The organism is Vibrio sp. 2096 (assembly GCF_033339595.1).
In the GTDB taxonomy this organism is placed as follows: Bacteria; Pseudomonadota; Gammaproteobacteria; order Enterobacterales; family Vibrionaceae; genus Vibrio; species Vibrio alginolyticus.
In genome coordinates, this window is record NZ_JAWOUX010000002.1 from 108,955 (window position 1) to 121,826 (window position 12,872).

Annotated in this window: 11 protein-coding genes; 6 read left to right on the forward strand and 5 right to left on the reverse strand. The window is 45.2% G+C overall.

Features of this window, described 5'->3' with window-relative positions:
* Positions 1-3: 3 nt before the first annotated feature.
* The 5 genes from R7Q41_RS03770 to R7Q41_RS03790 all read right to left on the reverse strand — a co-directional run bounded on the left by R7Q41_RS03770 (position 4) and on the right by R7Q41_RS03790 (position 5,294).
* Positions 4-1,509 (reverse strand): inactive transglutaminase family protein, encoded by a 1,506-nt coding sequence (locus R7Q41_RS03770; RefSeq protein WP_005378389.1) that lies wholly within the window; start codon positions 1,507-1,509, stop codon positions 4-6.
* 11 nt (positions 1,510-1,520) lie between these two features.
* Positions 1,521-2,267, reverse strand: coding sequence for an ATP-dependent zinc protease (locus R7Q41_RS03775; protein WP_158173762.1), 747 nt, complete (start codon positions 2,265-2,267; stop codon positions 1,521-1,523).
* Positions 2,268-2,543: 276 nt separating this feature from the next.
* The gene (gene cmoB, locus R7Q41_RS03780) at positions 2,544-3,515 is read right to left on the reverse strand and encodes a tRNA 5-methoxyuridine(34)/uridine 5-oxyacetic acid(34) synthase CmoB (protein ID WP_005387902.1); all 972 of its coding nucleotides are present in this window, start codon (positions 3,513-3,515) and stop codon (positions 2,544-2,546) included.
* A gap of 81 nt (positions 3,516-3,596) precedes the next feature.
* Positions 3,597-4,334, reverse strand: coding sequence for a carboxy-S-adenosyl-L-methionine synthase CmoA (gene cmoA, locus R7Q41_RS03785; protein ID WP_017635063.1), 738 nt, complete (start codon positions 4,332-4,334; stop codon positions 3,597-3,599).
* Positions 4,335-4,427: 93 nt separating this feature from the next.
* Positions 4,428-5,294: a DUF72 domain-containing protein gene (locus tag R7Q41_RS03790; RefSeq protein WP_318144366.1), complete on the reverse strand. Its 867-nt coding sequence runs from the start codon at positions 5,292-5,294 to the stop codon at positions 4,428-4,430.
* Between the two features lie 273 nt (positions 5,295-5,567).
* On the opposite strand from R7Q41_RS03790, the gene aspS reads away from it, so the two are divergent.
* From aspS to cydA, 6 genes are all read left to right on the forward strand, one after another.
* Positions 5,568-7,346 carry an aspartate--tRNA ligase gene (aspS, locus tag R7Q41_RS03795; RefSeq protein ID WP_005378401.1) on the forward strand — a complete coding sequence of 593 codons (1,779 nt, stop codon included), beginning with the start codon at positions 5,568-5,570 and terminating at the stop codon, positions 7,344-7,346.
* A 142-nt stretch (positions 7,347-7,488) separates the two neighbouring features.
* The gene (locus tag R7Q41_RS03800) at positions 7,489-8,235 is read left to right on the forward strand and encodes a YebC/PmpR family DNA-binding transcriptional regulator (RefSeq protein ID WP_005378402.1); all 747 of its coding nucleotides are present in this window, start codon (positions 7,489-7,491) and stop codon (positions 8,233-8,235) included.
* A 92-nt stretch (positions 8,236-8,327) separates the two neighbouring features.
* Positions 8,328-8,849 carry a crossover junction endodeoxyribonuclease RuvC gene (ruvC, locus tag R7Q41_RS03805; RefSeq protein WP_005387909.1) on the forward strand — a complete coding sequence of 174 codons (522 nt, stop codon included), beginning with the start codon at positions 8,328-8,330 and terminating at the stop codon, positions 8,847-8,849.
* Positions 8,850-8,916: 67 nt separating this feature from the next.
* Complete coding sequence (ruvA, locus tag R7Q41_RS03810) at positions 8,917-9,528, forward strand: Holliday junction branch migration protein RuvA (RefSeq protein ID WP_017820041.1); 612 nt, start codon at positions 8,917-8,919, stop codon at positions 9,526-9,528.
* Positions 9,529-9,814: 286 nt separating this feature from the next.
* A complete protein-coding gene (gene ruvB / locus R7Q41_RS03815; protein WP_005378312.1) occupies positions 9,815-10,819 on the forward strand; it encodes a Holliday junction branch migration DNA helicase RuvB in 1,005 nt (334 codons plus the stop codon).
* 461 nt (positions 10,820-11,280) lie between these two features.
* The gene (gene cydA, locus R7Q41_RS03820; RefSeq protein ID WP_005378311.1) at positions 11,281-12,867 is read left to right on the forward strand and encodes a cytochrome ubiquinol oxidase subunit I; all 1,587 of its coding nucleotides are present in this window, start codon (positions 11,281-11,283) and stop codon (positions 12,865-12,867) included.
* The last annotated feature ends 5 nt before the right edge of the window (positions 12,868-12,872 follow it).

Sequence of the window (12,872 nt, forward strand, 5' to 3'; positions counted from 1 at the left end):
CGTTTAGTCCTCCGCTAGTGGTTTGAAGCGTCGTAGCTCAGTGAGGCGGTAACCTGTGTAAGTACCTAGTAATAGAATACCGGCCAGAACAATCAACTGTAGACCAATGAAGTTAAAGGTTAAGTGTTGAATGTATGAGTTCGTCATTGCAAGGTAAACTAATACCGCTGTCAGCAATGAACCACCACCTTGCAGAGCAACTTCCTTCGCACCTTCTTCTTCCCATAGGATTGACATACGTTCAATCGTCCAAGACAAGATGATCATAGGGAAGAAGGTAATTGTTAGGCCTTCTGTTAAGCCCATTTTAAACGCAACAACGGTGAACACCGAGATGATCATAATAACGGTAATAATGACCGCAGATATCCTTGCTACCAGCAATAAGTTCAACCTAGACAAATAGCTTCGAATAATCAGGCCTGTACCTACAATTAGCAAGAAACCGACAATACCCGTTAATAGTTGAGTTTGAACAAAAGCAACGGCAATCAACACAGGCATGAAGGTACCGGATGTTTTCAGGCCGATAATCACACGCAAGAACACAACGATCAGAGCACCAATAGGGATGAGCATGATGGTTTTGAACATCGCTTGCTCTTCCAAAGGTAGGCTATGAATTGAAATATTCAGTAATCCATCTGCTTCTATTTTGTTGTTTGTAGCTTGTTGTGGTGTCATTTCTTGCTTAATCATCGAGAAATGCACTTGGCTATTTTTACCACCAACAAGGTCAAGTAAGGATACGTTTGATTCATCCCACACTAACAAGTTGGGTTTCACTGCTTTTTGTTCGGATTTTGGCGAAAACAGTACCCAATCTTTACCTGACCAAACCTGAACCATTGGTTGAATTGTTTGGCGTCGACGACCATCTTCTAGTTCGATAACACCGACGGTTTTGCTCTGTATACCTGCGGTAAGCAAAATATTATGCAGTGCATCAGTACGGCTGAAATCGTTCAGTAGTAGCGACGAGTTTTGGCTATCTGGGTCATTAAGCGCTTTGATAAGCTCACGAGTAAACGTCACATTATCGGCTGAGCGACTCATCGCACGTTCGATAAGGGCATTTGCCGCTGCTGCTTGTGGTGCTGATAGCGTTGGTGGCGTAATGTCTTCCGTTGGCGGTAAAGGAGTGACTTTAGCCTGAGGGTCTACTAAGAACTGGGCTTTGTAGTATATGGTTTGTGGCCCTTGAGCTTGGCGAATTGACCATTCTGCACGACGGCCTGAATCGTCATTGATGTAGGAAACGCCATAACCTGATGAGGAAGCAGATTCACCGATAAGTGTGTAACCACTTTGTGTATGAGGTGCTGCAAGTGACGCTTTTACTTCGTTGCCGTTAGCATTGAACTCAATACGAGCTTCTACATCCCACACCTGGCGAGTTTCGCCTGGCGTCCAAGGCACGCCGTAGTTTTCATGCCTGAAAACACTCAGAGCAATGCCCGCAATCACCAATAAGATGATAGAAAGGTAAAACGGTATTTTTGACGTCATAATCTACCTTATTATTTTTTATCTTCGTCCGTTTGGATATAGGTACGACTTACATCGACAAGTGCTATGTCGCGCATAAATTCTCTACCCAGTAAAATAGGATGGTTCATATGTGAGCGATCTGCCAACGTAAATTGCGCTTTTTCATGAATTTTTCCAACGCGCACCCAAAGTTCTACCACAGCGCGGCGTTCTAACTCTTCACTGGTAACCTGGCGGATTTTGACGTAGCGAATGACAGGAGCTTCGATCCAAGTACTTTTCTCTTCTTCGGATTTACTGGTGTCTGCTAAGTGGAATCGGACCCATTTTTTGCCATTTCTTTCGAACTCTTCAATATCAACGGCATTTAAAGACGACGTCGCGGCACCAGTGTCGATACGTGCATCAAAAGTTTGCTTAATCGACTCTACAGTGACCTTTTCGATAGAGCCAAGGACAATATCGTGAGTTGGGGTTGGTTCCACAGGAGCGGGAGATTGGACAATAATCGGCTCTTTCGGTTTTTTTACTTCTGCCATTGCTTCATCGCGAAATGTAAGAAGTTCAACCTGTAGTTTATCGACTTGTTCTTCAAGGCTGTCGATATAGTCCGATTGGTTGCTGAGCTGTAGCTCTAGGTTGGTAATGCGATTATTGACATTCGCTTCTGAATTTTGAATCGCCGCTAACGTTTCTTGGTGGTACTGTTCGCCTTTGGTTAGTGAGCATCCAGATAGTAAGGCGAAGGCAACAATCGGGGTCAATCGTAATAACATTGAAAACCTTGGGATTGGATTAAGTTGTTTATTTTTTAGGAGTTTAGCTTATATCGATAAAGCCTCACAAGTAAGAATGTTTCTCTATTACTTATTGTTTGAGGAATAGTGATGAAAAGCCAAAAATCAAGGACATAAAAGCGCATCCTTATTTAGAGCGTACTTATATTTTGACGTGACAAATGTATTCAAAAAACAAACTCGCTCATTACGAGGAAAGAGGGTAATGTCTTAACTCGTAAAATGAGTTAAGACAATGTCAGGAATCTCAGCGAATTATGATTTGCGAGCGACAAGAACCGCGCGGCGAGGGGCAGGGTAGCCTTCTACAGTCTTGCTTGGGTCGTTCGGATCTAAGTAGTCAGGTAGAGAGTTATGCGTCATCCAATCTGTGGTACGTTGTTCATCTACGGATGTGATGTTTTCATCAACGATACGAACATCTTCAAAACCGACCAATTCTAACCACACTTTTAGGGCTTTTGCTGAAGGGAAGAAATAGACATTACGCATTTGCGCGTAACGAGAAGTCGGGACCAGTACTGCATTCTCATCACCTTCAATAACGAGTGTTTCCAATACGAGTTCACCACCAGATACCAATTGATCTTTTAGTTGCACTAAATGATCGAGAGGCGAGCGGCGATGGTAAAGCACGCCCATGCTGAATACCGTATCGAACGCTTCTAACTTAGGTAGCTGTTCAATGCCCAATGGCAATAGGTGCGCACGTTGGTCATCGCCCATTAGTTTACGAATTGCTTCGAACTGAATCAGGAACAGGTGAGATGGATCGATACCGACAGTTAAGCGTGCACCTTCGCCTAGCATGCGCCACATGTGGTAGCCGTTACCACAACCTACATCGAGTACGCTTCGATTCTTTAATGGTGAAATATGCGGAAGCACGCGGTCCCATTTCCAATCACTGCGCCACTCAGTATCAATATGGATGCCGTGTACGTGGTATGGGCCTTTGCGCCAAGGATGGAATGTACGAAGTAAGCTTTCTAGCTTTTTAAGTTCCCCTTGAGGCATGGGCTCATTGTTTGAAATCGTGACAGAATCAACAATGTCGATGTTGTCCGGTCTACCCGCTGGGATTTTGTTCAGGGCTTTCAACCAGCGACCAAAGTCACCGTGCTCTGCATTTTGCCAATCCGTTAGCTGTTGTGGAAGCACATTAAGCCAAGGTTGAAGACGGGTGTCTTGGGCAATCAATTGGTAGAAATTTGCAAAGTTAAACATAGTTAGTTAATCGCTGAGTTGATGGGTATAAATTATTAACAAAAGCCGAAATCGGTATGGTTCAGGCTTTGTATGCATGGTCTATTTAATCGCGAACATGGAGCCGAAGTTAAAGCATTGGAACCAAACATCGTAGCTAGAAAAGCCAATTTTAGCGAAACGCTCTTTATGCTCTTTCTTTGAATCTGGGCGCATTACATTTTCTATCGCGCTGCGCTTTTGGCTGATTTCTAGTTCGCTATAACCATTCGCACGTTTAAAGTCGTGGTGAAGGTCAATTAACAGTTCGTTCGACACTTCATCTTCGAAGACGAATTTCTCAGATAGAATCAAAATGCCGCCCGGACGAAGGCCAGCGTAAATTTTTTCGAGCAAGGAGTAACGATCTTCTGGAGAGAGGAATTGCAAAGTGAAGTTCAACACCACCACTGACGCGTTTTCAATTTCGATATTGCGAATGTCTGCTTCTACTACATCCACAGGAGTGTCACTGCGGTAAGCGTTGACGTGAAGTTTACAACGCTCAACCATCGCCGGAGAGTTGTCCACTGCGATGATTTGGCAACCTTCTTGTTTGATATGGCGACGCATAGACAATGTTGCAGCACCCAAAGAACAGCCAAGGTCATAGATGTTTGAGTGAGGTTTTACAAAACGCTCTGCCAGCATACCGATTGCAGAAATGATATTGCTGTAACCCGGTACCGATCGTTGAATCATGTCAGGAAATACTTCCGCTACGCGTTCATCGAACGTGAAATCCCCAATTTTATCGATTGGAGCCGAAAAAATAGTATCTGGATTGCTCTTAGGGTTCATAACTAAGTCTCTGCATACAAGCCGCCTGAAAATGTCAGGCACCAAAAAAGGCGCGTATTTTATGGGAATTTCGCGCCTCTGTCATGTGTTGCGTTAGAACATCTGTAACTGCGAGTTACCATCGTCAGCTGGGAAAGGCGCTAACTCAGGGAGCGTGATACGCTTTTGTATGTCTTTATATAGGTTTGCAGCCAACTCTGGCGCAATTATATTGTCTGCAGTATGGATCATGACATATGGCTGCTTACCTTCGGCAATCCATTGTGGCAACTTGCTGAGCCATGGTTTAAAAAACTCGTAGTTTTGCTGTTCTTCTGGATGACCAATAAAGCGAATCAAAGGATGTGAAGCGGTAGCAATGGCGTGAACAGGGACTCGTGGTTTTTTCATTTGTGCATCAATAATCGCCTCATTGTCGGGCTTAGCGGCAAAGACTGGGCGGCTATCCATAATAATGCGGTCAATATTATTCTCTACTAACCATTGGTTAAGTGCTCGCTCTTCTTCGCCTTTGGAGAAAAATGCCATATGGCGAACCTCAACACCGAGAGGGAAGTTAGGTGGAAAGCTCGCACAGAACTTTTTCAGTCGAACAAGGTATTCAGGACCAAATGCGGCTGGCAATTGAATTGTCCATTGGCCCACACGGTCATGCAAAGGCTCCATGACTTTCATGAAGTCTCTCAGTTGTTCGCTGCAACCTCTTAGCATTTGCTCATGAGTGATGGCTTTAGGAAGTTTGAAAGTAAAGCGAAAATCATCGTGGGTTGCGGCTCTCCAGTTTTGCACTGTATTGAGCGTCGGTGTGGCATAAAATGTCGTGTTGCCTTCCACGGTATGAAACACTTGCGCATACCTTTCTAAACGTTCAGCGGGCTTTGTCCCGCTGCCGTAAAAACTTTGTTGCCATTGGTTGTGTGACCACATTGTCAATCCAAGTCGAAGAGGTAAGTTATCCATTATTCTTTACTGCTTGCTACTCGTGTGAATACTTTACGAGAGTTTTGCTGAAATAGGTAATTTCACGCTATAATCCTCCCCAATTTTTTCGCTTTGGTGCGCTTTTGAACATTTGTTGTACTAAAAAGCACCAGTGAATGATAAAACACACGTAATTGTATGTTGAGTAGTCGATTTTCGTGGACATTCAGCGTATAACTGAATCTTTACTCTGCTTAGCAATGAGGCTGACAGAGCGTAGTTAACAACATTTGAGAGATTGGGAATTTCATTATGCGTACCCATTACTGTGGTCACCTGAACAAGTCCCTTGCAGGACAAACTGTAGAACTTTGCGGCTGGGTTAACCGTCGTCGTGATTTAGGCGGTCTTATTTTTATTGATATGCGAGATCGCGAAGGTATCGTTCAGGTAGTTGTTGATCCAGATATGGCGGATGCGTATGAAGTGGCGAACACACTTCGTAATGAATTCTGTATCAAACTAACGGGTGAAGTGCGCGTTCGCCCAGAGAGCCAAGCAAACAAAGACATGGCAACAGGTGAAGTCGAGATCCTTGCGAAAGGTCTTGAAATCATCAACCGTTCTGATGTTCTGCCTCTAGATTTCAACCAAAAGAACTCTGAAGAGCAACGCCTGAAGTACCGTTACCTAGATCTACGTCGTCCTGAAATGAGCGACCGCATCAAGCTACGTGCTAAAGCGTCTAGCTTTGTTCGTCGTTTCCTAGATGACAACGGCTTCCTAGACATCGAAACGCCAGTACTAACAAAAGCGACACCAGAAGGCGCTCGTGACTACCTAGTACCTAGCCGTGTTCACAAAGGCAGCTTCTACGCGCTTCCTCAGTCTCCACAGCTATTCAAACAGCTTCTAATGATGTCTGGTTTTGACCGTTACTACCAAATCGTTAAGTGTTTCCGTGATGAAGACTTGCGTGCTGACCGTCAACCAGAGTTCACTCAGATCGATATCGAAACGTCATTCATGACGGCTGACCAAGTTCGTGCAACGACTGAAAAAATGGTTCGTGAAATGTGGCAAGAGCTACTAAACGTTGACCTAGGTGAATTCCCAGTAATGCCGTTCAGCGAAGCGATTCGTCGTTTCGGTTCTGACAAGCCAGACCTACGTAACCCACTGGAACTAGTAGATGTTGCTGACCTAGTGAAAGACGTTGAGTTCAAAGTATTCTCAGGTCCAGCAAACGACGAAAAAGGCCGCGTTGCCGTTATTCGCGTTCCAGGTGGTGCTTCTCTGACTCGTAAGCAAATTGATGGCTACGGTGAATTCGTTGGCATCTACGGTGCGAAAGGTCTAGCTTGGATGAAGGTTAACGACCGTGCAGCGGGCATGGAAGGTATCCAATCTCCAGTCGCTAAGTTCCTAAATGAAGACGTGATCAACGGCATTCTAGATCGTACTCAAGCGGAATCTGGTGACATTATCCTATTTGGCGCTGATAAAGCGGGCATCGTTGCAGAAGCAATGGGTGCGCTACGTTTGAAACTAGGTAAAGACCTAGAGCTAACGGATGAGTCTGCATGGGCTCCACTATGGGTTGTTGACTTCCCAATGTTCGAAGAAGATGACGAAGGCAACCTACACGCGATGCACCACCCATTCACATCGCCTCTAGGTGTGACTGCAGAAGAGCTAAAAGCAAACCCTGCTGCGGCAAATTCTAACGCTTACGATATGGTTCTAAATGGCTACGAAGTGGGCGGCGGCTCTGTTCGTATCCACAACGCAGATATGCAAGAAGCCGTATTTGATATTCTAGGTATCACACCTGAAGAGCAACAGCTTAAGTTCGGCTTCCTGCTTGATGCGCTGAAATTCGGTACGCCTCCACATGCTGGTCTTGCATTTGGTCTAGACCGTCTAGTAATGCTGCTATGTGGTACAGAGAACATCCGTGATGTTATCGCGTTCCCTAAAACAACAGCAGCTGCGTGTCTATTAACAGACGCACCAAGTATTGCGAACCCAGCAGCGCTAGAAGAGCTAGCAATCGCAGTAACTGCAGCGAAAGAAAAAGACGCAGAATAAGCGCACAACATTTGAAGAAAACTCCCGCAACTGCGGGAGTTTTTGTTTAAATAAACCCAAGAAACTTCCAAAGCAATTTCCCAAGCAACGCTTTTAGAACATGTTTTGTTATTAAGCGTCAAAATACATTAAAAGGTGAATTATGGCTGGTCATAGTAAATGGGCGAATATTCGTCACCGTAAAGCAGCGCAAGATGCGAAGCGCGGCAAAATCTTTACTAAATTAATCCGTGAAATCGTTGTTGCGGCAAAAGAGGGGGGCGGCGAGCCAGAAAATAACCCACGTTTGCGAGCCGCAATTGATAAAGCACTGTCTAACAACATGACACGTGACACTGTCAACCGCGCTGTCAGCCGAGGTGCTGGTGGTGAAGGCGACGACAACATGGAAACCGTGATCTATGAAGGTTATGGTCCAGGTGGTACGGCGGTCATGGTCGAATGTATGACGGATAACCGAAATCGTACGGTATCTGGCGTACGCCATGCATTCTCAAAGTCAGGCGGTAATCTGGGGACGGATGGTAGCGTCAACTATCTTTTCGACAAGAAAGGCGTGATTTCATATGGCCCAGGTTTAGATGAGGATGCGGTAATGGAAGTAGCATTAGAAAGTGGTGCTGATGACATTGAAACGGCAGAAGATGGCTCGATTGATGTCTACACGGCCCCAGGCGATTTTGGACTCGTAAAAGATGCTCTTGATGCCGCAGGGTTTGAGGCAGAGAACGCTGAGGTGTCTCTGATCCCATCTACGAAAGCAGATTTGGACGCGGACACTGCGCCAAAACTACTTCGTTTGATTGACGCTTTGGAAGATCTGGACGACGTTCAAGAGGTTTATCACAATGGTGATATCTCTGACGACGTTGCTGCTACGCTAGATTAAACTCAAGGTGTCGGGAGCGGTATTTGCTCCGAAGTTAGCAAGTAATAATAAAAAGACTGAGGCCGAATTAGGCCTCATTTTTAGGAACATTCATGTCAATTATTTTGGGCATTGACCCAGGTTCGCGCATTACCGGCTATGGGGTCATTCGTCAAAATGGACGCCACTTGCAATACCTTGGTAGTGGCTGCATTCGTACTTCAGAAAAAGAACTTCCGGGTCGGCTTAAACAGATTTATGCAGGCGTCACGGAAATCATTACCCAGTTTCAACCGGACGTTTTCGCGATCGAGCAAGTGTTTATGGCCAAAAACGCGGATTCAGCGCTAAAACTTGGCCAAGCTCGTGGCAGTGCAATTGTTGCTGCGGTGAATGCGGAGTTGCCGGTATTTGAATACGCGGCTCGTCTTATTAAGCAAGCTGTCGTCGGCACTGGTGGCGCGGACAAAGCGCAAGTTCAGCATATGGTTCAGCAGATGCTTAAATTGCCCGCCAAGCCTCAAGCGGATGCAGCCGATGCTTTAGGTGTGGCGATTTGTCATGCCAATACTAACAAGACTCTCGTTGCGTTAGCGGGCAAAGCAACCAGTGCCAGAAAAGGGCGCTACCGTTAAAATTAACTGGATGTCTATCCAGTTCTTTATTATCCTGTCGCAAATTCATTTCCAAAGAGTATTTATAGTGATTGGACGTCTTCGTGGCATACTGATTGAAAAGCAACCACCTGAAGTATTAATTGAAGTTAATGGCATTGGCTATGAAGTCCAGATGCCAATGAGCTGTTTTTACGAACTGCCAAATGTTGGCGAAGAAGCCATTATTTATACTCACTTTGTTGTCCGTGAAGATGCGCAATTGCTATACGGTTTCAACACGGTAAAAGAACGAGCACTTTTCCGTGAAGTGATCAAAGCCAATGGCGTTGGTCCTAAACTCGGTCTTGGTATTCTCTCTGGTATGACAGCAACGCAATTTGTTACTTGTGTGGAACATGAAGACGTTTCTACGCTGGTTAAGCTTCCAGGCGTTGGCAAGAAAACCGCAGAGAGATTGGTTGTTGAAATGAAAGACCGCTTGAAAGGGTGGGGCGCTGGCGATCTATTTACACCATTTACGGATGCTGCTCCTGCGGATTCTAGTGCGACATCCAACAACGCGGAAGAAGAAGCAATCAGTGCGCTTCTAGCTCTAGGTTACAAGCCGACTCAAGCGTCGAAAGTGGTATCTCAGATCGCTAAACCGGACATGAGCAGTGAGCAAATGATCCGTGAAGCTCTAAAATCAATGGTGTAACGCTGGTTGCACAGTGAACATTTGTTCAAGATAACTCATTCTCTAAGGTTAATGCCAATCGCTTAACGATGTTTTTTGTGTCATTCCAGCGAGCCTGGCGAGACTGGGAATCTAATAGCAGCACGCTGAGCGGTTAATGAAACAATTTGACCATAAATCGCTCGGATAGAAGATCCTGTATCACGCTCCTTCGTCGCTGTACAGGATGACGAGATATAGAAATATGCCACTTGCTGTTAAACGAGCGGCATTATTCTCTCAGGTAACCATTTTTCAAGGTAAAAAGATGATTGAAGCCGATCGTTTAATCGCGCCAGAAAACCCTGCCTTTCGTGATGAAGATGTCATTGATCGTGCTATTCGGCCAAAAAAATTAGCGGATTACCAAGGTCAGGACCATGTCCGTGACCAAATGGAGATCTTCATTAAAGCTGCTCAGTTACGTAGCGAAGCACTTGATCACCTTTTGATTTTTGGTCCCCCAGGTTTGGGTAAAACCACACTTGCGAACATCGTTGCCAATGAAATGGAAGTGAACATTCGCACTACTTCAGGCCCTGTACTTGAGAAAGCAGGCGATTTGGCCGCGCTGTTAACCAACCTCGAAGAAAACGATGTGTTGTTCATCGATGAGATTCACCGCTTGAGCCCGATGGTTGAAGAGGTGCTGTATCCGGCGATGGAAGATTATCAACTGGATATTATGATCGGTGAAGGTCCGGCCGCTCGTTCTATTAAGATCGATTTACCACCATTTACGTTAATTGGTGCGACGACCCGAGCGGGCTCTTTAACGTCACCATTGCGCGACCGCTTTGGTATTACTCAGCGCCTTGAGTTTTATAAGATAAAAGACCTCCAAGATATCGTGCAGCGAAGCGCGGATTGTTTAGGTTTATCAATGGAACCTGAAGGTGCATTGGAAGTGGCAAGACGTGCGCGTGGCACACCACGTATTGCTAACCGTTTGCTACGTCGTGTTCGTGATTATGCGGAAGTAAAAGGCAATGGTCACATTTGTGCCGATGTTGCCGATAAGGCGTTGAATATGCTTGATGTGGACGCCGAAGGCTTCGATTACATGGACCGTAAGCTACTACTCGCGATTATGGAAAAATTTGGTGGTGGTCCGGTCGGGCTCGACAACATGGCAGCGGCGATAGGTGAAGAAAAGGACACTATTGAAGACGTTCTTGAACCTTATCTTATTCAGCAAGGTTATTTACAACGCACTCCGCGTGGAAGAATCGCGACAGATCGTGCGTATTTGCATTTCGGAATTGAAAAATAAGATTCCCTCGCTGGGCCGTTGTTGCCCAGCGCTTCATTAAAGTTGACCAAACTCACATTTTTTGAATTTTTTCTCATACTGGTTTAGTAAGTAAAAAGCATTGATTGTTAACTCGATGTTTGCTTGCAACTGGTTAATTTCTCTCCTGATTACTCTCTCTTAACATCCGTATCCAATACTGGTTGATCTAGATCAATGTGATGGATTTTTGTGCAAATTCCGCGCATAAACATTGATGTATATCAAAGCGCGTTACGGCTATAAACCTTTTGAAACAATCTGTTTTTACAAGTAATATTAGCCCTAGCTATATTAGCTGATGCTTAACAATTAACTAACCAATGAAGCACATTTTTGCAACAATGAGTTGTGATAATTCAACATTTTTCAAGTGTAAATAACACCTGAATATGGATTGCAATATGTAGAGAGTGTCATTCAGCCGACACATAGGAGTTACCATGATTGACGTAGTTGATCTATCGCGGTTGCAGTTTGCACTGACAGCGATGTATCACTTCCTATTCGTACCATTGACCCTTGGTATGGCCTTCCTTCTGGCCATTATGGAATCGATGTACGTAATGACGAACAAGCAAATCTATAAGGACATGACCAAGTTCTGGGGTAAGCTATTCGGTATTAACTTTGCACTTGGTGTGGCGACAGGCCTTACCATGGAGTTCCAGTTTGGTACGAACTGGTCTTACTACTCCCACTATGTAGGTGATATCTTCGGTGCACCGCTAGCGATCGAAGCACTTGTCGCATTCTTCCTGGAGTCAACTTTTGTTGGTCTATTCTTCTTCGGGTGGGATCGTCTATCTAAACGCCAACACTTAGCGGTTACCTGGCTTGTGGCACTAGGCTCTAACTTCTCTGCTCTTTGGATTCTTATCGCAAACGGCTGGATGCAAAACCCAGTAGGCGCAGATTTCAACTTCGAAACCATGCGAATGGAAATGGTGAGCTTCTCTGAGGTTGTACTAAACCCAGTTGCTCAGGTTAAGTTCGTGCATACGGTTGCTTCTGGTTACACTTGTGGCGCAATGTTTATTCTAGGCATCAGTTCATACTACCTATTAAAAGGTCGTGACATTGCGTTTGCTCGTCGTTCGTTTGCTATTGCTGCTTCTTTCGGTATTGCAGCTATCTTATCTACCATCGTTCTTGGTGACGAATCTGGCTACGAGCTTGGTGAAGTTCAAAAAGTGAAACTCGCTGCAATTGAAGCAGAGTGGCACACTGAACCTGCACCTGCCGCATTTACGTTATTTGGTGTTCCTAACCAGGAAACGATGCATACCGATTACGCAATTAAGATCCCTTACGTAATGGGTATTATCGCGACACGCTCTTTTGATGAGCAAGTAACAGGTCTTCGTGATTTACGTGATGAACACGTCGATCGTATTCGTGACGGCATGTACGCTTATGAACTTCTAGAGAAGCTTCGTGCGGGCGACAAGTCAGAAGAAAACATGACTGCGTTTGATGAAGTGAAAGGTGACCTAGGTTACGGTCTACTTCTAAAGCGCTACACAGACAATGTTGTTGATGCAACAGAAGAGCAAATCCAAGCTGCTGCGGACGACTCAATCCCAACAGTATGGCCGCTATTCTGGTCATTCCGTATCATGGTTGCTTGTGGCTTCATCATGTTGTTTGTCTTTGGTGCGGCGTTTATCCAAACGTGTCGTCAGAAGATTGAACAGAAACAATGGATTCTAAAAGCTGCACTATTTAGCATTCCACTACCTTGGATTGCAATTGAAGCGGGTTGGTTCGTCGCTGAGTACGGCCGTCAGCCTTGGGCTGTAGGTGAAATTCTACCAGTGCATGTTGCAGCTTCTGCGCTAACTGCAGGTGAAATCTGGACTTCACTCTTCGCAATTCTGGCGCTATACACGGTATTCCTGATTGCAGAAGTTTACCTAATGTTGAAATTCGCTCGTAAAGGCCCAAGTAGCCTGAAAACGGGTCGCTACCACTTCGAGCAAAATGCTGACTCTGTTGAAGACAAAGTTAGTCGCCAAGTAGAAGCGTAAGGTAA

Excerpts from the sequence above, each read along its gene's own strand:
- R7Q41_RS03770 (WP_005378389.1), bottom strand. The coding sequence starts at position 1,509 with ATGACGTCAAAAATACCGTTTTACCTTTCTATCATCTTATTGGTGATT.
- R7Q41_RS03775 (WP_158173762.1), bottom strand. The coding sequence starts at position 2,267 with ATGTTATTACGATTGACCCCGATTGTTGCCTTCGCCTTACTATCTGGA.
- cmoB (WP_005387902.1), bottom strand. The coding sequence starts at position 3,515 with ATGTTTAACTTTGCAAATTTCTACCAATTGATTGCCCAAGACACCCGT.
- cmoA (WP_017635063.1), bottom strand. The coding sequence starts at position 4,334 with ATGAACCCTAAGAGCAATCCAGATACTATTTTTTCGGCTCCAATCGAT.
- R7Q41_RS03790 (WP_318144366.1), bottom strand. The coding sequence starts at position 5,294 with ATGGATAACTTACCTCTTCGACTTGGATTGACAATGTGGTCACACAAC.
- aspS (WP_005378401.1), top strand. The coding sequence starts at position 5,568 with ATGCGTACCCATTACTGTGGTCACCTGAACAAGTCCCTTGCAGGACAA.
- R7Q41_RS03800 (WP_005378402.1), top strand. The coding sequence starts at position 7,489 with ATGGCTGGTCATAGTAAATGGGCGAATATTCGTCACCGTAAAGCAGCG.
- ruvC (WP_005387909.1), top strand. The coding sequence starts at position 8,328 with ATGTCAATTATTTTGGGCATTGACCCAGGTTCGCGCATTACCGGCTAT.
- ruvB (WP_005378312.1), top strand. The coding sequence starts at position 9,815 with ATGATTGAAGCCGATCGTTTAATCGCGCCAGAAAACCCTGCCTTTCGT.
- cydA (WP_005378311.1), top strand. The coding sequence starts at position 11,281 with ATGATTGACGTAGTTGATCTATCGCGGTTGCAGTTTGCACTGACAGCG.